Consider the following 19,155-nt stretch of genomic DNA (forward strand, 5'->3'; position numbering starts at 1 on the left):
CAGGAAAAGATATAGCGAATAGCAGGAAATAGCTCCTGAAAAATTTATTTTTTTACAATAAGTAACGGAATAGAAATTTTGTGGCGCAATTTGTCAACCGTGGTTCCAAAGACTAAATCCTTGAATCCCGTATGACCGTGAGTTCCCATCACCAAAATGTCAAATTCTCCTTTATTGATGATTTCCGGAATCACTTTATTAGGTTTTCCAAATCCTAATTGCGTTTCAACTTTAAATCCTTTTTCAGTAAGCATTACTTTGTATTCTTCTAATAATTTTTCGTCGATTAACGTTTCGTGATCATCCGTATTTTCGCCATAAATCATCGCTCCAACGGTTTCTACCACGTGAATCAACGTATATTTAGCTTCTATTCCGCCTAATTCAAAAGCATTATTTAATGCCACCTCATCTGCACTGGAGAAATCTACAGAGACCGCAATATTCTTTTTAGCATAACTTGCAGATTTAGAAAATTGCAATTTTAAACTATGTGGCGAATGATTTGTAATATCTATTTTTGCTTTGGCAACAAAAGGCTTAAACACAATATAAAGCAACAAAATCAAGAAACCTATGGCTAAGGGAACTACCGTTAACCATAATAAAAGTGGATTTTCGGAAGTTTCAAGCCATCCTGTTATTTCATCAAAAACCAATTTAGCATTTAATGAAACGATGATTGTTGCAATAACCCAAGAAGCAATTTGAGTAATTTTTCCAATATGGAATCCTTTCATTTTTGATTTATCACTTACAAAATGAATCAACGGAATAATGGCAAAACCCAATTGCAGACTCAGGATAACCTGACTCAAAATCAGCAATTTTCCTGTTACACTTTCCCCGTAAATAGTAATTACAATAACCGCAGGAACAATAGCGATTAATCGTGTTATAATTCTACGAACCCAAGGCTGAATACGTAAATTAAGATATCCTTCCATCACAATTTGACCTGCCAGTGTTCCAGTAATTGTGGAACTTTGCCCAGCAGCAATCAAGGCTACCGCAAATAATATTGGTGCAAATTTGCTTCCTAAAAGCGGTTCCAGGAATCGATGGGCATCTTGAATTTCAGCCACTTCAAACATCCCGTTTTTATAAAATGTGGCTGCCGCCAATATCAAAATAGCAGCATTCACTAAAAAAGCCAAGTTTAATGCAATCGTAGAATCGATGAAATTGTATTTTAAAGCCTGCTTAATTCCAGCTTTACTTCGGTCGAAGTTTCTAGTTTGCACCAATGAGGAATGCAAGTATAAATTGTGCGGCATAACCGTTGCTCCAATAATTCCAATAGCGATATACAATGCCGTTTCATTGGGCATTGAAGGAATTAACCCAAACAACACCTTATCCAGTTCCGGCTGGGCAAATATCATTTCAAAAATAAAGGAAAATCCAATAATAGCAACCAATACAATGATAAAAGCTTCCATTTTACGGATCCCTTTATTGATTAAGAACAACAACAAAAAGGTATCTAAAACCGTAATCAAGACCCCTTCGATCAACGGAATATCAAATAGTAAATTGATACCGATTGCCATTCCTAAAACCTCGGCAAGATCACAGGCTGCGATAGCAATTTCGGCAAGGAAATACAATATATAATTGATAAATGGCGAATAGGTTTCTCGGGAAGCTTGCGCCAAATCACGTTGGGTAACAATCCCCAGTCGGGCACTCAAGCTTTGCAACAACAAAGCCATAATGTTACTCATCAATAAAACCCAAAGCAAGGCATACCCAAACTGGCTACCGCCTGCAATGTCCGTCGCCCAGTTTCCCGGATCCATATAACCAACACTAATTAAATAGGCCGGCCCAAAAAAAGCAAGGATTTTTCGGAATACTGATTTCTTGTTTAGTGTGGAAACCGATTGGTTTACTTCTTCTAACGATTTAGTCATATTATTAAGTTATTGATACAAATGTAATTAAAAAATTTGTTTTGCAAAATATAATTTTTAGCTTTGCCTAAATTTAATTTAAGTATAGTGAAAAAATTATGTGTTTTATTTATCTTTCTGATGTTTAACTTCGGCTATGCCCAAGAAAAAACAAGTCTTTCGGGATTCGTTTCATCAGAAAAAAAGGAGGTTTCGGATGCCCGTGTGTTTTTAATTGGAACAAAATACGCCACCCAAACGGATAGTTTAGGGAAGTATAGCATCGAAAATATTCCTCAGGGGAATTACAGAATTCAGATTACAGCAAGCGGTTTTCAAACTTTAAAAAAGAACATAACTGTCAAAATTAATGAAAATAACATTCTGGATTTTGAACTTTCAAATACCGAAAACCAACTTAACGAAGTAGTGGTTTCGGGAACATTAAAAGCGGTAAAAAGATTAGAAAGTGCCGTTCCAGTCGAAGTTTATTCTCCTGTGTTTTTCAAGAAAAATCCAACGGCCAGTATTTATGAAGCATTACAAAATGTAAATGGCGTAAGACCGCAACTTAATTGTGGCGTTTGTAACACGGGCGACATCCACATCAATGGACTGGAAGGCCCATATACTTTGGTTCTAATAGACGGAATGCCCATCGTGAGCAGTTTATCCACGGTGTATGGATTATCCGGAATTCCAAATTCACTGGTGGAACGAATTGAAATCGTAAAAGGTCCCGCTTCCTCTTTATACGGCAGTGAAGCCGTTGGTGGTTTGATTAATATCATTACTAAAAACCCCACAAACGCTCCCGTATTCTCCGCTGATGTATTTTCTACTTCTTGGTTGGAAACCAATGTTGATTTAGGAGTAAAACTCAATGTTGGTAAGAAAGCAACCGCACTTTTAGGTTTAAATTATTTCAGATACAATCAAAAAATAGACAACGATGGCGATAATTTTACCGATGTTACCCTTTCTGACCGAATTTCCCTTTTTCAAAAATGGACTTTCAACAGAAAAGAAAATCGATTGTTCACCATTGCGGCGCGTGGCGTTTATGAAGACCGTTTTGGTGGCGATGTGCGTTGGGAGAAAAAACACCGTGGCGGAGACGAAATCTATGGCGAAAGTATTTATACCAAACGTGCGGAACTTATCGGAAGTTACCAATTGCCATTTCAGGAAAAACTAATGCTTTCCTTTTCAGGAAACGTACATTTTCAGGACAGTCGATACGGTACAACGAGTTATATTGCCAACCAAAAAATTGGTTTTCTACAATTGACTTGGGATAAAAAAATAGGGAAAAATGATCTGCTTACCGGAATTGCCACCCGATACAATTATTACGATGACAATACGCCGGCAACTTCAAAACTGGGAAATAACAACCCAGAAAAAACGTGGTTACCGGGAGTTTTTATTCAAGACGAAATCACGTTCACTGAAAAACACAAGCTGTTACTGGGAATGCGTTACGATTACAACTCGTTTCACGGAAGCATATTAACGCCAAGATTAGCCTATAAATGGAAATTGGACGACAATAACATCATTCGTTTGAATGCCGGAACGGGTTTTAGAGTTGTGAATTTATTTACCGAAGATCACGCTGCTTTGACCGGCGCTCGTGAAATTGTAATTGCCAATAACTTGAAACCGGAACAATCCATAAATGCCAATTTGAATTATATCAAGAAAATAAATTTCAACAACGGAACCTTTATAGGAATTGAAACTTCCTTTTTCCATACCCGATTCAGTAATAAAATTGTTTCGGATTATGATACTGATCCCAACCAAATTATTTATGACAACATCAATGGCTATGCGATAAGTCAAGGAATCAGTACGAATATTGATTTCAATTTTCCGAATGGATTAAAAATCATCACTGGTGCTTCTTTGCTAGACAATAAAAACGTTGAAAATGGCCGAAAAGAAACGCCTTTTTTAACCGAAAAATTTACTGCAACCTGGAGCGTTTCGTATAAAATTCAAGCTATTGATTTGAATGTAGATTACACCGGAAATGTGTACAGCCCGATGCAATTGCCGCTTTTAAGCGCTTTAGATCCTCGTGCTTCAGAATCGCCTTGGTACAGTTTACAAAACATCCAATTCACATATTCTGGTTTAAAAAACTTTGAATTCTATGCCGGAATTAAAAACCTATTGAACTTTTTGCCTAAACAAAACAATCCATTTTTGATTGCACGAACAAATGATCCTTTTGATAAAAATGTACGAACTTCTGATGGTAATACTGATAACCGCGATAATTATGGTTTAAATGACAATTTCGTCCCAAATGGCCAAACAGTTGACACAACAGATAATCCATATGGATTAACGTTTGACACGACTTATGTGTATGGACCCAACCAAGGAATCAGAAGTTTTTTCGGACTTCGCTATACGTTGCGATAATGAAAAAAAACCTTGCTATACTGTTATTTTTATGCTGTGCGATTCCTTCTGGATTTGCACAGCTACATTCGGTTTCATTGGAACAAATCGACAGTTTACAAAGTATCGAAAAGAGAAAAACTATCGTTTTCATTCAAACCGATTGGTGCCAATTTTGCCATGCGATGAAAAGTACCACTTTCAAAAACGAGGAAATCATCAAGGAGTTAAACAACACTTTCTATTTTGTTGATTTCAATGCCGAAGAAAAACGAACGGTAGTTTTCAATGAAACCACTTTTCAATTCAAGCCCACGGGGAATAACTCTGGAACACATGAATTGGCCATCGCATTAGGAACGGTAAATAAGCAACTGAACTTTCCTGTTTTATGTGTTTTGAATAGTGAAAACGAGATTATTTTTCAGCACAACGGCTACTTGAAACCAAAAGAATTTAAGCTCATTTTAGAGAAACTAAAAGAATAAAATTGTCTATTTTTGGGAAAATGTCAAATTCCCAAATGAAACACTACGATTATATTTTTACCGGAGCAGGATTATCGGCTTTGATGACCGTGTATAAAATGGTGCAATCCGGTACATTTAAGGATAAAAGTGTTTTGTTATTGGATGAAAATACTAAAAAAACCAACGACAGAACTTGGTGTTTTTGGGAGAAAAATGAAACTGTTTGGAAAAAATCCATTTCAAAGAAATGGGATTCGGCTTTGTTTGCCAATGAAAACTTTCGCAGGGATTTAGACTTGAAACCATACCAATACAATATGGTGAAAGGGCTGGATTTTTACACTCAAGTATTTGATTTGCTTTCAAAACAAGACAACATCACTTTCATCCAGCAGAAAATACTGGAAATTGAAGAATCTGAAACTATAATTTTAATACAAACTGAAAATGAGAGTTTTTCGTGCTCGAAATTATTCAACAGCATTTACAACAAACACAAAGCAGAAAACCAGACGAAATATCCTTTGCTGCAGCAGCATTTTATTGGTTGGTTTATCAAAAGTGAGCAGGCTATTTTCAATCCGGAGCAAGCTACTTTCATGGATTTTTCGGTGGAGCAAAAAGGAAATACCCGTTTTATGTATGTTTTACCCGCCTCAAAAACCGAGGCTTTACTGGAATACACCTTGTTTTCGCACAACCATTTGAAAGCCGAAGAATACGAAAACGAAATCCAGAAATACATCGAAAAACTTGGGATTTCGAACTATGAAATAGTCGAAAAAGAGCAAGGCAGCATCCCGATGACGTGTTATCCTTTTTGGAAAGCGAATACTAAAAATGTACTAAATATTGGAACTTCAGGCGGTTGGACGAAAGCCAGCACGGGTTACACTTTCAAAAATTCGGATAAAAAATCGAGTGAATTGGTTGCCTTTCTGCAAAGGGAAACCGACTTTACAAAATTGCATAAAAGAACCAAATTCTGGTTTTACGATTTGCTTCTGCTAGACATTTTAGACCGAAAAAATGAATTGGGTTCTCCTATCTTTTCTTCGATGTTCAAGAAAGGAAATCCAAGTTTGATTTTTAAATTTTTGGATGAAGAAACTTCACTTAAGGAAGACATACAAGTAATTTTAAAATGTCCAAAATCACTATTTATTAAAGCCCTGTTTCATGTTGCTTTCAAAACAATGAAATAACAATCAAACTATAACAAAACTTTATAATTGAACTCCTATTCTTGAATGTAAACTTTGTAACTTTGCAACTCAAAATTATTATTGATTTAAAATAAAAAGATATGTATCCAGAAGAAATGGTAAAACCAATGCAAGCGGAATTAACAGCTGCAGGTTTTCAAGATTTACATAGTGCTGAAGAAGTAGAAAACGCAATGAAATTAGAAGGAACAACGCTTGTAGTTGTAAATTCAGTTTGTGGTTGTGCTGCTAGAAACGCACGTCCGGGAGCAAAAATGAGTTTAGAAGGTGCTAAGAAACCAGACCATTTAATCACGGTTTTTGCAGGAGTTGACAAAGATGCTGTTGATGCCGCAAGACAACACATGTTCCCTTTTCCTCCATCATCGCCAAGTATGGCTTTGTTCAAAAACGGAGAATTAGTGCACATGCTAGAGCGTCACCACATTGAAGGTCGTCCGGCAGAACTAATTGCTGAAAACTTGAAAGACGCTTTCAACGAATATTGCTAAAATTTATATTTTAGAATGTATTAACCCTTTCAGAGTTTAGAACTCTGAAAGGGTTTTTTATTTATAAACTTTGCGACTTCATTGTGAAGTTTGCGGTTAAATTATTTACTTTTGCAAAAAATATATTTCTCAACTTAAACTGTTTATAGCATGCAACTGTATAACACATTAAGCGCAGAGGAAAGAGCCATCATGATTGATGATGCCGGAAAACAACGTCTTACGCTGTCTTTCTATGCTTATGCGCAAATCTCAAATCCAACACAATTTCGTAACGAATTATTTCTGGCGTGGAACTCTCTTGAAGTTTTGGGTCGAATTTATGTAGCCAGTGAGGGAATCAACGCCCAATTATCACTTCCTGCCGATAATTTCTATGCGTTCAAAGATTCTATTGAAGTCTATGATTTCATGAAAGGAATCCGTTTGAATATTGCCGTAGAACAAGACGACCATTCGTTCTTGAAACTCACCGTAAAAGTGCGTGATAAAATTGTGGCTGACGGTTTGGTGGATGAAACTTTTGATGTGACGAATATCGGAATTCATTTAAAAGCCAAGGAATTTAATGAACTTCTGGAAGACCCAAACACGATTGTGGTCGATATGCGAAATCATTACGAAAGTGAAATTGGACATTTTACCAAAGCCATAAAACCAGATGTTGATACTTTTCGTGAAAGTTTACCAATCATCGAAGAACAACTTGCTGAACACAAACAAGACAAAAAACTATTGATGTATTGCACCGGAGGAATTCGCTGCGAGAAAGCCAGTGCATATTTCAAACACAAAGGTTTTGAAAACGTATACCAGCTGGAAGGTGGAATCATAGAATACACGCGTCAGGTAAAAGCGGAAGGATTAGAAAGTAAATTCATCGGTAAAAACTTCGTATTTGATCACCGTTTGGGCGAAAGGATTACAGCTGATATCGTTTCGCAATGCCATCAATGTGGCGCGCCTTGTGACGTCCATACCAATTGCGTGAACGAAGGCTGTCATTTACTTTTTATCCAATGTGATTCTTGCAAGGAAAAAATGGAAGGTTGCTGTTCTGCTGAATGTGTGAGTGTCATTCACTTGCCGGAAGAAGAACAAAAAGCCATTCGAAGAGGGATTAAAAACGGAAATAAGATTTTCAAAAAAGGAAAATCAGAGGTGCTGACTTTCAAAAATCAGGAAGAAACGCATGGTATTTTTGTTACAGAAAAACCAAAAACTGTCATCAAAAAAGAACCAAAAATTAAGAAAGTTTATATTGGAAAAGGAACTCATTTCTTTCCAAAACCAAGTATTGGCCAGTTTTTAATTGAAGAAAACGAAATCAAAATTGGCGATACGATTCTAATCAAAGGTTCCACAACCGGAGAACAAAAAGTAGTAATCGAAGAAATGCTAGTGAACGATTTGGCTCAAGAAAAAGCGATTTCTGGAGACACTTGTACTTTTAAACTGCCGTTCAGAATTCGATTATCTGATAAATTATATAAGATTTTAGACTAATTTATCATGACATCGAATAACAAAATAGAACTTATGGCTCCTGCCGGGAACTTTGAGTCCTTACAAGCTGGATTAGATAATGGCGCGGATTCTATTTACTTTGGCGTAGAGCAACTAAACATGCGCGCCAGAGCCACCGTGAATTTCACCATGGACGATTTACCGGAAATAGCAAAACGCTGCGAAACTAAAAATGTTCGAAGTTACTTGACCTTGAACACCATAATTTACGACCACGATTTATCCATCGTAAAAACCTTATTGAACAAAGCCAAAGAAGCGAATATCACTGCGGTTATTGCTTCTGACCAAGCGGTTATCGCTATGGCAAGAGGCATCGGGATGGAAGTTCACATTTCGACACAACTGAATGTGACCAATATTGAAACCATAAAATTCTACAGTTTATTTGCAGACACGATGGTTTTAAGTCGGGAATTGAGTTTACGTCAAGTAAAAAGCATCACCGCTCAAATCGAAAAAGAACAAATTAAAGGCCCAAACGGCAACTTAGTGGAGATCGAAATCTTTGGTCATGGCGCTTTGTGTATGGCAGTTTCGGGAAAATGTTATTTGAGTTTACACTCCTATAATTCCTCCGCCAATCGTGGTGCATGTAAACAAAATTGTCGCAAGAAATACACTGTTATTGATCAGGAAACCGGTTTTGAAATCGAAGTTGATAACGAATATTTAATGTCTCCAAAAGATTTATGCACTTTAGATTTTCTGGACCAAGTCATTGATTCCGGCATTCAGGTCTTGAAAATTGAAGGCCGTGGCCGTGCTCCTGAATATGTTGCCACCGTTATCAAAACGTATCGAGAAGCGATTGACGGTTATTATGAAGATTCGTTTTCTAAAGAAAAAGTAGCGGATTGGATGGAAGCGTTGAACACGGTTTATAATCGTGGTTTTTGGTCCGGTTATTATCTCGGACAAGAATTGGGCGAATGGAGTGATGTTTCCGGATCGATGGCGACACAGAAAAAAGTCTATGTGGGAAAAGGAACCCATTATTTCCCGAAAGCCAACATTGGTCAATTCAAAATTGAAGCTTACGACATCAAAATTGGAGATAAAATTCTGGTAACAGGACCAAGCACCGGAGCGCAGGAAATGATTATCGACGAAATGTTTGTCAATGATGTTACGGCTGACAAAGCCACCAAAGGCGATGATTGTACTTTAAAATTACCTTTCAGAATCCGAATGTCGGACAAATTATATAAAATTGTGGAAGCCTAATGGTTATTGTTACTTTACAAAGAGACAAATGCATTGGCTGTAATTATTGCGTTGAAATGGCGCCGATTCAATTTCAAATGTCCAAAAAAGACGGGAAATCAGTTTTGATTCATTCGCAAAATGCAAAAGGTTTTTTCACTTTAAAATCACACGACCACACGATTGTTGAAAGTTGTGAATTAGCCGCAAAAGCCTGTCCGGTTAAAATAATTTCGGTGAAAGAAACCTAAGTTTTTTATTAAAAACAGATTTAGATTCAACCCATTACAGCTGCAATTGTAATGGGTTTTTTTATTAAAAATTTATGATTTATTGGCGCAAATAGGCATTGTTCCATAAAATTAAAAAATACTATCTTTACACATTAAACGTTTTAAGAACTTAAGTTGTGCTCGTCGCAACACTACATATAAGATTATGGCATGTACAAGTTGTTCAACTTCTGATGGTGGCGCACCTAAGGGTTGTAAAAATAATGGGACTTGCGGCACCGATAGCTGCAATAAATTAACGGTTTTCGATTGGCTTTCTAATATGAGTTTGCCTAATGGGGACGCTCCTTTTGATTGTGTTGAAGTACGTTTCAAAAACGGCAGAAAAGAATTTTACCGCAACACTGAAAAACTAACGTTAAGCATGGGCGACATCGTTGCTACTGTTGCTTCTCCGGGTCATGATATAGGAATTGTTACTTTGACAGGAGAATTGGTTAAAATTCAAATGAAGAAAAAAGGAGCGAATTACTTGGGTAATGAAATTCCGAAAATTTATAGAAAAGCATCCCAAAAAGATATTGATATTTGGTCTACAGCAAGAGATCGTGAAGAGCCGATGAAGGTTCGTGCACGGGAACTAGCGATTGCTCAAAAACTGGAAATGAAAATTTCGGATATTGAATTTCAAGGGGATGGTTCAAAAGCTACGTTTTATTATACCGCAAATGACCGTATTGACTTTCGTGCGTTGATTAAAGATTTTGCTAAAGAATTCAGTACTCGTATTGAGATGAAACAAGTAGGTTTCCGTCAGGAAGCAGCTCGTTTAGGCGGAATTGGTTCTTGCGGAAGAGAATTGTGTTGTTCTACCTGGTTGACGGATTTTAGAAGTGTAAACACCTCAGCGGCACGTTACCAACAACTGTCTTTGAATCCACAAAAACTGGCAGGACAATGCGGAAAATTAAAATGCTGCTTGAACTATGAGTTGGATACCTACATGGATGCGTTGAAAGATTTTCCGGATTTCGAGACAAAATTGGTGACTGAAAAAGGAGATGCCATTTGCCAGAAACAAGACATTTTCAAAGGATTAATGTGGTTTGCGTATACCAATAATTTTGCTAACTGGCATGTGCTAAAAATTGAACAAGTCAAAGAAATTGTTGCCGAAAACAAACTAAAAAACAAAGTTTCTTCGTTAGAAGATTATGCTATCGAGATTGTTGCCGAGCCGGAGAAAAACTTCAATAATGCAATGGGTCAGGAAAGTTTGACTCGTTTCGACCAGCCAAAACCAAAGAAAAAACCAAATAAAAAACGTAAACCGGCCGGTGAAAATGCAATTGTAGCAAATAACAACAAGCCCGCAAACAATAACAATAATAACCGTCAGAATTCAAATGACAAAAAGCCTGCGGAACCAAGAAAACCTATAATTATTACTAAAAATGTGGATAAAAAATAGCGCTTTACTTCTTTTAGTTGTGATTCTCTTTTCTTCATGTGATAAAAAAAGAGTTTTTGATGAATATAAATCTGTTGGTAGTGCGTGGCACAAAGACAGCATTGTAACGTTCAATTTACCGGAATTAGACTCAACAAAACGATACAATCTATTTGTGAATTTGAGAGCCAATAACAATTATCAATACAACAATCTGTTTTTAATTGTGGCATTGGAATTACCAAATGGTTTCACAAAAGTGGACACGCTTGAATACCAAATGGCAGATCCGGACGGAACACTTTTAGGCGATGGATTTTCGGATATAAAAGAAAGCAAGCTCTTTTATAAGGAAAATGTACGGTTCCGATCGAAATACAAAGTCTATATCAAACAAGCGGTTAGAGAAAACGGCAAAGTTCCCGGCGTAACGGCTTTAGACGGAATTACAGAGGTAGGTTTTAGAATAGAAAAAAAAGAATAAAATAGTATTATGGCTATCAAAAAAAATAACAATCAGACAAAAAATATTGATAAGGACATCACTTACTACAAAAAGAAATTTTGGAAAATCTTCTTTTATGGAATGGGTGCTGTCGGTTTATTTTTCTTATTTGCTTCATGGGGACTTTTCGGTTCGATGCCTTCTTTTGAAGATTTAGAAAATCCAGATTCAAACTTAGCTACAGAAATCATATCGGCTGACGGAGTAGTTTTGGGTAAATATTTTGAAAAAAACAGGTCCCAGTTAAAATATTCCGACTTACCAAAAAACTTGGTACAAGCATTAATAGCTACTGAAGATGCTCGTTTTTATGAGCATTCCGGCATTGACGGAAGAGGAACTTTGAGAGCTATTTCCAGTTTAGGAACCAGCGGTGGTGCGAGTACGTTGACACAACAATTGGCAAAACAATTATTCCACGGAGAAGGATCTAAATTTCTGCCTTTTAGAATTGTACAAAAAATAAAAGAATGGATTATCGCTATTCGATTAGAAAGACAATACACTAAAAATGAAATCATTGCAATGTATTGCAACGTATATGATTTTGGAAATAATTCTGTTGGAGTAAGCTCTGCGGCAAAAACCTATTTTTCTAAAGAACCAAAGGATTTAACCATCAGTGAATCGGCAATATTAGTAGGAATGTTTAAAAACTCCGGTTTATACAATCCTATCAGAAACCCACAAGGAGTAAAAAACCGCAGAAACGTGGTGCTTTTGCAAATGGAAAAAGGAAAAATTATTTCAAAAGAAGAAAAAGAAAGACTTCAAAGTTTACCTATTAAGTTAAATTTCAAATTAGAAACACACAAAGACGGAACGGCTACGTATTTTAGAGAATATTTACGTGATTACATGAAAAAATGGGCCGAAGAAAATAAAAAACCAGACGGTTCAGATTATGATATCTACAAAGACGGTTTAAAAATCTACACCACGATTGATTCCAGAATGCAATTGCATGCTGAAGAAGCGGTTACGGCACACATGGCAAACCTTCAAGAAGAGTTTTTTAATCAAACTAAGGGTAATAAAAATGCCCCTTTCGTTAACATTTCTTCTGTAGAAACACAACGAATTCTGAATCAGGCAATGAAATCATCTAACCGATGGGCTGTGATGAAATCAATGGATAAAAGCGATGAAGAAATTATAAAATCGTTCAGCGAAAAAGCAAAAATGACCGTCTTTTCTTGGAAAGGAGAAAAAGACACCATCATGACGCCATTGGATTCTATTCGGTATTACAAACACTTTTTGCAATCCGGATTGATGGCGATGGAACCACAAACTGGTAATATAAAAGCTTGGGTTGGCGGTATCAACTACAAATATTTTCAATACGATCACGTAGGACAAGGTGCCAGACAAGTAGGTTCGACTTTCAAACCATTTGTTTACGCCACTGCTATCGAACAGTTAAACATGTCTCCGTGTGACTCGATTATTGATGGGCCATTTGTAATCAGAAAAGGACGCCATCATGTTACCGAAGATTGGGAACCTAGAAACTCTGACAACAAATACCGCGGAATGGTTACCTTAAAAAGAGGCTTGGCGAATTCCATAAATACAATATCTGCAAAATTGATTGACAAAGTTGGTCCGGAAGCCGTAATAGACCTAACACATAAATTAGGGGTTAAATCCGAAATTGTAAACCAACCATCCATTGCGTTAGGAGCGGTTGAAATAACAGTTGAAGACATGGTTGCCGCATACAGCACCTTTGCAAACCAAGGTGTTTATATGAAACCGCAATTTATATCGAAAATTGAAGACAAAAGTGGCGTTGTAATCTACGAGCCAATACCAGAATCGCATGATGTCCTAAATAAAGACATCGCTTATGCGGTTGTCAAATTACTGGAAGGTGTAACCGAAGGTGGATCTGGAGACCGTTTGCGCACCACTGGCGGCGGTAACGGAGACAACCGCTGGACCGGTTATCCTTATCAATTTAAAAACCCTATTGCAGGAAAAACAGGTACCACACAAAACCAGTCTGATGGTTGGTTTATGGGAATGGTTCCTAATCTTGTGACTGGAGTTTGGGTTGGTTGTGAGGATCGTTCGGCCCGTTTTAAAAGCATTACTTATGGTCAGGGAGCCACGGCCGCATTGCCGGTTTGGGGTTATTTCATGAAACTGTGTTATGCTGATCCGGCACTTAAAATATCTAAGGGACCCTTTGAGCGTCCTGCAAATCTTTCGATCAAAGTAGACTGTTACGTTCCTAAAAAAGTAGTAGACACGACAGCCGTAGAACAAGACACCGAAGAATTTGAATTGTAAAATTCTTTTTAGGAGCTAATCCAGCTATCCGTTGCAATCTTTTTTTCGGTAAAAACCTCAAAAAAGGATTTCCACTGCTATCTGGGCTAGGGCATTCGTTCTCTAAATTGAATCCTGTTGTTCTTAGTAATATAAACAGATTTGATTCTTCTTTAAATTAAAATTCGACAAATAGCAACTCATTTTTATGATTAACAAAAAAGTAAACAACGTTCAGGATGCCCTTCAAGGAATTGAAAATGGGATGACCATCATGCTTGGCGGTTTCGGATTATGTGGTATTCCGGAAAATTCCATCGCCGAATTAGTAAAAAAAGAAACTACGGATTTAACCTGTATTTCAAACAACGCCGGTGTAGATGATTTTGGTCTTGGATTGCTTTTGCAAAAGCGTCAAATCAAAAAAATGATTTCTTCTTATGTAGGAGAAAATGCTGAATTTGAACGCCAAATGCTTTCTGGTGAGCTTGAAGTGGATCTTATTCCTCAAGGAACTTTAGCAGAACGTTGTCGTGCGGCACAAGCAGGAATTCCTGCTTTTTTCACACCAGCCGGTTATGGAACTGAAGTGGCAGAAGGCAAAGAAGCACGCGAATTCAACGGGAAAATGCATGTTATGGAACACGCTTTCAAAGCTGATTTTGCCATCGTAAAAGCATGGAAAGGTGACGAAGCCGGAAACTTAATTTTCAAAGGAACCGCAAGAAACTTCAATCCATGTATGGCTGGAGCGGCAAAAATCACCATCGCCGAAGTAGAAGAATTATTACCTGCAGGAAGTTTAGATCCAAATGAAATTCATATTCCGGGAATACTTGTAAATAGAATTTTTCAAGGTGGGAAATATGAAAAAAGAATTGAACAAAGAACCGTGAGAAAAATTTTCTAATTATGGCTTTAGATAAAAATCAAATTGCAAAACGTATTGCAAAAGAATTAAAACACAACTATTACGTGAATCTCGGAATCGGAATTCCAACATTAGTGGCTAATTATATTCCAGAAGGAATTGACGTTGAATTTCAAAGCGAAAACGGTGTTCTGGGTATGGGTCCATTCCCTTTTGAAGGAGAAGAAGACGCTGATTTAATCAACGCAGGAAAACAAACCATAACTACTTTGCCCGGAGCTAGTTTCTTCGACTCAGCATTTAGTTTTGGAATGATTCGCGGACAACATGTTGACTTAACAATCCTTGGCGCGATGGAAGTAGCCGAAAACGGTGATATTGCCAACTGGAAAATCCCAGGTAAAATGGTAAAAGGAATGGGTGGCGCAATGGATTTAGTGGCTTCTGCCGAGAATATTATTGTAGCCATGATGCACGTTAACAAAGCCGGTGAATCAAAAATTCTAAAAAGATGTACACTTCCGCTTACTGGCGTGGGTTGCGTTAAAAAAGTAGTTACAGAATTGGCCGTTTTGGAAATAACACCACAAGGTTTCAAACTATTGGAACGCGCTCCAGGTGTTACCGTAGAACATATAATCGCTTCCACTGAAGCAGATTTAATTATTGAAGGTGAAATTCCGGAGATGATTATTGACTAATAAAAATTACGAAATACACAAAGCCCGCAATTTCAATAAAATTGCGGGCTTTTATTTGCGATTTAAATTCTAAAAATTGTATTTCCCTCCAAGATAAATACTTCTTCCGCCAGCATTGATTCCAGAAGCAAAAGTCCTGTATTGCGTATCTAAAATATTTTCAACACCGGAGAAAACAGTGAACTGTTCCGTTAAAGATAAAGATCCTTTCAAATTATAGGTCTCCCAAGAAGGCATCCCGTTTTTTGGAGCATATTGCAAATTATCTTCTCCACTGGGTGAGTAATTGCTCAACTCTTTTTTTCCATTATACAACATATATAAATCCAGGTTTACTACTTTACTTTCATATTTAAAACCTGTTTTCCCGTAAAATGGAGCAATGTGATCTAGAGGAAAATTACCCGTCGCATTTTGTACTCTACCGTGAGTAAAGTTGAAAGTGCCATAAAACAAGAATGATTTTGTGATATAACTTCTTAAGGTCGAAGAAATTCCGGCAATATTTCCTTTTCCTTGATTTTGATTGGCATAAATGAGGCTGTTTTTTCCTTCATAAACAATCGAAGATTGTCCGTTTAACGTGAAAGCACCCGTTACTATTGCATCATACAGTCTTGTGTAATAAAAAACATTTTCAAACTGAAAACGCTTGCCTTCCCAAAAAGTAATGCTCAAATCAGCCGTTACTGACTTCTCAGGCTTCAAATTTTTGTTTGGCACAATTAAAGTTCCCGCTGCCGATTCGAATATTTTTGCTAAATCATCAATGTTTGGAACTCGAAATGCAGAAGCTAAGTTAAAACCTATTTTTGTGTTTTCGCTGGCATTATTTACAATTCCAACGGCACCACTATAGGTAAAGTTTTTTTGTGAAACGGTAGTATAAGGTAAATTCAGAAAATTGGTTGAAATTTCGCTGTTTAAAGCGGTGTAACCCGCTCTTGCACTTGCATTGTACGAGGCCGTTTTATTAATGCTATTGCTGTAGGAAGCAAAACCTTCGGCTTTAAAAGTATGGTTTTTTCCATCCGGATAACGCGAATCAGTGATGCCTTCAGCATTAGTTAAGATGTTTCTTTTAATTCCCGAAGAATTCAAATTATCATAATATACATCGGCGCCATAAATAAAATCACCGTTCCCTATTTTTGTTTTAAAATCAGAATTGATGGCAAATATCGAAACTTTTTCGATCCTGGAACTTTGTGTTGGATTACCAAAACTACGGGTAATTCTACTTTCTTCGATGTTTTGATAACTGGCAACCAAATTCATATCACTGCTCAAGAACACCTTCTTTTTGTCTAATTTATAAGCAGAAAGCAATCTTTTTTGTGGTCCATAATTCCAAACTGCAGATTTAAATTTTCCGTTTGAACTCAAATCAGTTAACCTGTCATATCTCGGAATGTCTGATGTGGTAGAATATTGTAAATTTAAACTATGTCGCGTGTTACTATTTTGCTGAAAAACAATTTTTTGCATAAAATCATATTGTTTGTATCCAGAAAATTTTTGCACATATTTGTCGTCATTGGCAACTTTAGTGTCAACACCATCATTGGTTACCACATAAAAAGGTCTTTCTCCAAAAAAATCATTAGAACCATTTTTATGTTTTCCCATTTTTAAATCCCCATAATCACTATAGGAGAATGAAGTTAAGGAACCCCATTTTTGACCCGCAAAGTTGAAATCTAAATGACCTGATTTCCCTTGGTTTGCAGAGTTGTAACTTGTTAAAGCAGTTCCGCTAAACTTTTTGTTTTCCGTATCGGAAAGCAATTTTGCATTTTTAGTTTGTAAATAAATGGCTCCGCCAAGCGCATCACTTCCGTGAATAGTAGACGATGGTCCAAAAAGCACATCTACATTCTCGATTATATTTTTATCTACAGTAACTATGTTTTGCAAATGTCCAGCTCTGTAAATTAAGTTATTCATTCGGATTCCATCAACGAGTAATAAAATCCTACTGGATTCAAAACCTCTGATAACAGGGCTTCCACCACCCTGTTGTGATTTTTGAACTGCTAAAGTCCCCGAATTTCCCAACACATCGGCACTGGACTGGAAGTTATTAAACTCGATTTCTTTTCTAGAAATACTTTCAATCTGTTGCGTAATTTTCCTTTTTGGTTTTGCAAATCGTTGTGTACTTACAACCACTTCATCTAATCCTATTGAGTTTATGGTGTCTTTTTTGGTTTGGGAAAATCCCGCCAAAGAGCAAATACAAACCATAACAACTATAGTTTTTTTCATGTTTTATAATTAATTCGTTTAAAATTTGAAAGCCTTACGCACAACCACTTTTAAGGGCACACGAATATACCGTTTAGAATTAAAAATAGTTTGTTTTTTTGGTTTTGGTTGAAAAAAAAATGCGTTACATTCAAATTATTTTGTCAGCGAAAAATAGCTGTTAGGTAAAAACCTCTCGCTTTACTTCCCTTTGAAAGGAACTTTTACAATAACGGTTTCCCCTTTTCCTTTTATATTGGCCATACTTTGTATTGTCCATAAATCAAGGAGATTGTCGCCATCAATAATACTGCCGCTATAATCTCCCCACGCCACTCCATCAGTAGCCCCTTTGCCTTCTCCTGCACTCACGATTTCCCTTATTGTTCCTAAACGGTCTTTTGCCTTTCTAAAGGCAAATCGCGGACTGATAAATGAATTGTTATTCACTTCCTGAAACCCAACCAACACATCATTTTCTTTATTTACGGCAATTGTTGTCTGTATATAATTGCTTGCATTACTTTTAATCAATCCTGTTTGAATTATTTTCCCTGTCGTTGCATTTATCTGATGCCACTGCACTGCTGAACGCCCTTTGCATTTTACAGCTTGCGAAAACCAAATACTTCCATTTTGATAAACGACATTTTTAGGATTGCGATCTCCGCTGGAGACTTTTTGTTCCGTGCCCTTTTGTGGAGATTGCGGAGGGTAATCCATGTATTTTAGACCGTGCGGTTTTTGGGATACAACCAAACAATACGGTTGTCCATTTGCATCTTCAGATACTTTTCGGATCACAAACTGATCGTCTTCAATAGCAAAAAAATACAAATCATCAATCGCATCCTGCACAAAAACGGGATGTCCTAAACTTCCTTTAAAATGATAAATGGTGGCTGGTTTGCCTGCTTTGGCATCAGCCGTACGCAAAACAAAAGTATTTTCTTCTCCTCCGGGATAAGAATAACCAATCCATTTTTTACTGTAGCCAATGCCACCGCCATCGACTTCCTCAGTTCTTGAAACGGGGTAAATATTCCATGCACCCGTTGGATTACTGGTTTCCGAAACGGAAATGTTTACCGGCTTTGTCTTGGCTGCATCGTAATACCACCATAGATCAAAAACAAATACCTTGTTGTGGACATCAAAAAACATTTTGGGATCTATCCCATTATTAAAGCATTTTTGAGAAACGCCTTGAACAAATTTGCCTTTTTTATCATAAATCATCAGTCCGCTGTTGGTCCCTTCCAACACATAATCACCCCCAACAGCTATTTGCGGATCTACTTGCCGGTTGCCATCCATCGAGCCATTAAAAACCTGATACCCGTTTACCATTTGTGGATTCCCTCCTTGTTTGCGTTCAGGACATTGATTCCCGTTGTTGAAATCTACCTTGTGTATTGGGTTCACCACTTCGGTTTTTGAAGGACGTATTGTATCGATACTAGTTTGGGCATTAACCTGCACAAACAGCATTAATGATAAATAAGTTAAGCATGAATTTTTCATTATATAATTATATTTTTTAATTATTAAAGTGTTCCAGAACGCTGACTTCTCCTCTTTTCCAGGAAAACTGTGAGTTTTAAAAAAAGCCGTAAATTTCTTTACGGCTTTAATCTATCC

The 19,155-nt window shown here is 37.0% G+C and carries 15 protein-coding genes; 12 read left to right on the top strand and 3 right to left on the bottom strand.

Annotated elements, in window-relative coordinates; genetic code table 11:
• Positions 1 to 44: 44 nt before the first annotated feature.
• Positions 45 to 1,916: an Nramp family divalent metal transporter gene (locus E0I26_RS00290; RefSeq protein WP_131914509.1), complete on the bottom strand. Its 1,872-nt coding sequence runs from the start codon at positions 1,914 to 1,916 to the stop codon at positions 45 to 47.
• Positions 1,917 to 2,036: 120 nt separating this feature from the next.
• On the opposite strand from E0I26_RS00290, the gene E0I26_RS00295 reads away from it, so the two are divergent.
• The 12 genes from E0I26_RS00295 to E0I26_RS00350 all read left to right on the top strand — a co-directional run bounded on the left by E0I26_RS00295 (position 2,037) and on the right by E0I26_RS00350 (position 15,267).
• Complete coding sequence (locus tag E0I26_RS00295; protein ID WP_131915127.1) at positions 2,037 to 4,331, top strand: TonB-dependent receptor; 2,295 nt, start codon at positions 2,037 to 2,039, stop codon at positions 4,329 to 4,331.
• Positions 4,331 to 4,798 (top strand): thioredoxin family protein, encoded by a 468-nt coding sequence (locus E0I26_RS00300; protein ID WP_131914510.1) that lies wholly within the window; start codon positions 4,331 to 4,333, stop codon positions 4,796 to 4,798. The genes E0I26_RS00295 and E0I26_RS00300 overlap by 1 nt, the downstream gene beginning before the upstream one ends.
• 35 nt (positions 4,799 to 4,833) lie before the next feature.
• Positions 4,834 to 5,985, top strand: a complete 1,152-nt coding sequence (locus E0I26_RS00305; protein WP_131914511.1) for a lycopene cyclase family protein — start codon at positions 4,834 to 4,836, stop codon at positions 5,983 to 5,985.
• A 101-nt stretch (positions 5,986 to 6,086) separates the two neighbouring features.
• Positions 6,087 to 6,497 carry a BrxA/BrxB family bacilliredoxin gene (locus E0I26_RS00310; protein WP_131914512.1) on the top strand — a complete coding sequence of 137 codons (411 nt, stop codon included), beginning with the start codon at positions 6,087 to 6,089 and terminating at the stop codon, positions 6,495 to 6,497.
• 150 nt (positions 6,498 to 6,647) lie between these two features.
• Positions 6,648 to 8,003, top strand: coding sequence for an oxygen-dependent tRNA uridine(34) hydroxylase TrhO (trhO, locus tag E0I26_RS00315; RefSeq protein ID WP_131914513.1), 1,356 nt, complete (start codon positions 6,648 to 6,650; stop codon positions 8,001 to 8,003).
• A 6-nt stretch (positions 8,004 to 8,009) separates the two neighbouring features.
• On the top strand, positions 8,010 to 9,251 hold the full coding sequence (locus E0I26_RS00320; RefSeq protein ID WP_131914514.1) for a peptidase U32 family protein: 1,242 nt from the start codon (positions 8,010 to 8,012) through the stop codon (positions 9,249 to 9,251).
• Positions 9,251 to 9,481 carry a ferredoxin gene (locus tag E0I26_RS00325; RefSeq protein WP_131914515.1) on the top strand — a complete coding sequence of 77 codons (231 nt, stop codon included), beginning with the start codon at positions 9,251 to 9,253 and terminating at the stop codon, positions 9,479 to 9,481. The genes E0I26_RS00320 and E0I26_RS00325 overlap by 1 nt, the downstream gene beginning before the upstream one ends.
• A 187-nt stretch (positions 9,482 to 9,668) precedes the next feature.
• Complete coding sequence (locus tag E0I26_RS00330; RefSeq protein WP_131914516.1) at positions 9,669 to 10,934, top strand: PSP1 domain-containing protein; 1,266 nt, start codon at positions 9,669 to 9,671, stop codon at positions 10,932 to 10,934.
• Positions 10,918 to 11,397 carry a gliding motility lipoprotein GldH gene (locus E0I26_RS00335; RefSeq protein WP_131914517.1) on the top strand — a complete coding sequence of 160 codons (480 nt, stop codon included), beginning with the start codon at positions 10,918 to 10,920 and terminating at the stop codon, positions 11,395 to 11,397. Before E0I26_RS00330 ends, E0I26_RS00335 begins: the two co-directional genes overlap by 17 nt.
• A gap of 9 nt (positions 11,398 to 11,406) precedes the next feature.
• The gene (locus E0I26_RS00340) at positions 11,407 to 13,716 is read left to right on the top strand and encodes a penicillin-binding protein 1A (RefSeq protein ID WP_131914518.1); all 2,310 of its coding nucleotides are present in this window, start codon (positions 11,407 to 11,409) and stop codon (positions 13,714 to 13,716) included.
• A gap of 187 nt (positions 13,717 to 13,903) precedes the next feature.
• Positions 13,904 to 14,605 (top strand): CoA transferase subunit A, encoded by a 702-nt coding sequence (locus E0I26_RS00345; protein WP_131914519.1) that lies wholly within the window; start codon positions 13,904 to 13,906, stop codon positions 14,603 to 14,605.
• 2 nt (positions 14,606 to 14,607) lie between these two features.
• Positions 14,608 to 15,267, top strand: a complete 660-nt coding sequence (locus E0I26_RS00350; RefSeq protein ID WP_131914520.1) for a CoA transferase subunit B — start codon at positions 14,608 to 14,610, stop codon at positions 15,265 to 15,267.
• A gap of 69 nt (positions 15,268 to 15,336) precedes the next feature.
• Here the strand turns inward: E0I26_RS00350 and E0I26_RS00355 are convergent, their stop codons facing one another.
• Together E0I26_RS00355 and E0I26_RS00360 are read right to left on the bottom strand one after the other, a co-directional pair.
• On the bottom strand, positions 15,337 to 17,535 hold the full coding sequence (locus tag E0I26_RS00355; RefSeq protein ID WP_131914521.1) for a TonB-dependent receptor plug domain-containing protein: 2,199 nt from the start codon (positions 17,533 to 17,535) through the stop codon (positions 15,337 to 15,339).
• 180 nt (positions 17,536 to 17,715) lie between these two features.
• Positions 17,716 to 19,038, bottom strand: a complete 1,323-nt coding sequence (locus E0I26_RS00360) for a hypothetical protein (RefSeq protein ID WP_131914522.1) — start codon at positions 19,036 to 19,038, stop codon at positions 17,716 to 17,718.
• Between the last annotated feature and the right edge of the window lie 117 nt (positions 19,039 to 19,155).

The sequence above is a fragment of the Flavobacterium rhamnosiphilum genome, from assembly GCF_004349195.1.
Lineage (GTDB): Bacteria > Bacteroidota > Bacteroidia > Flavobacteriales > Flavobacteriaceae > Flavobacterium > Flavobacterium rhamnosiphilum.

What these genes read in the sequence shown, in the direction of transcription:
- E0I26_RS00310 (WP_131914512.1), top strand. Translation starts at nt 6,087, where the DNA reads ATGTATCCAGAAGAAATGGTAAAACCAATGCAAGCGGAATTAACAGCT.
- E0I26_RS00295 (WP_131915127.1), top strand. Translation starts at nt 2,037, where the DNA reads ATGTTTAACTTCGGCTATGCCCAAGAAAAAACAAGTCTTTCGGGATTC.
- trhO (WP_131914513.1), top strand. Translation starts at nt 6,648, where the DNA reads ATGCAACTGTATAACACATTAAGCGCAGAGGAAAGAGCCATCATGATT.
- E0I26_RS00305 (WP_131914511.1), top strand. Translation starts at nt 4,834, where the DNA reads ATGAAACACTACGATTATATTTTTACCGGAGCAGGATTATCGGCTTTG.
- E0I26_RS00345 (WP_131914519.1), top strand. Translation starts at nt 13,904, where the DNA reads ATGATTAACAAAAAAGTAAACAACGTTCAGGATGCCCTTCAAGGAATT.
- E0I26_RS00330 (WP_131914516.1), top strand. Translation starts at nt 9,669, where the DNA reads ATGGCATGTACAAGTTGTTCAACTTCTGATGGTGGCGCACCTAAGGGT.
- E0I26_RS00300 (WP_131914510.1), top strand. Translation starts at nt 4,331, where the DNA reads ATGAAAAAAAACCTTGCTATACTGTTATTTTTATGCTGTGCGATTCCT.
- E0I26_RS00350 (WP_131914520.1), top strand. Translation starts at nt 14,608, where the DNA reads ATGGCTTTAGATAAAAATCAAATTGCAAAACGTATTGCAAAAGAATTA.
- E0I26_RS00355 (WP_131914521.1), bottom strand. Translation starts at nt 17,535, where the DNA reads ATGAAAAAAACTATAGTTGTTATGGTTTGTATTTGCTCTTTGGCGGGA.
- E0I26_RS00340 (WP_131914518.1), top strand. Translation starts at nt 11,407, where the DNA reads ATGGCTATCAAAAAAAATAACAATCAGACAAAAAATATTGATAAGGAC.
- E0I26_RS00335 (WP_131914517.1), top strand. Translation starts at nt 10,918, where the DNA reads ATGTGGATAAAAAATAGCGCTTTACTTCTTTTAGTTGTGATTCTCTTT.
- E0I26_RS00320 (WP_131914514.1), top strand. Translation starts at nt 8,010, where the DNA reads ATGACATCGAATAACAAAATAGAACTTATGGCTCCTGCCGGGAACTTT.
- E0I26_RS00325 (WP_131914515.1), top strand. Translation starts at nt 9,251, where the DNA reads ATGGTTATTGTTACTTTACAAAGAGACAAATGCATTGGCTGTAATTAT.
- E0I26_RS00360 (WP_131914522.1), bottom strand. Translation starts at nt 19,038, where the DNA reads ATGAAAAATTCATGCTTAACTTATTTATCATTAATGCTGTTTGTGCAG.
- E0I26_RS00290 (WP_131914509.1), bottom strand. Translation starts at nt 1,916, where the DNA reads ATGACTAAATCGTTAGAAGAAGTAAACCAATCGGTTTCCACACTAAAC.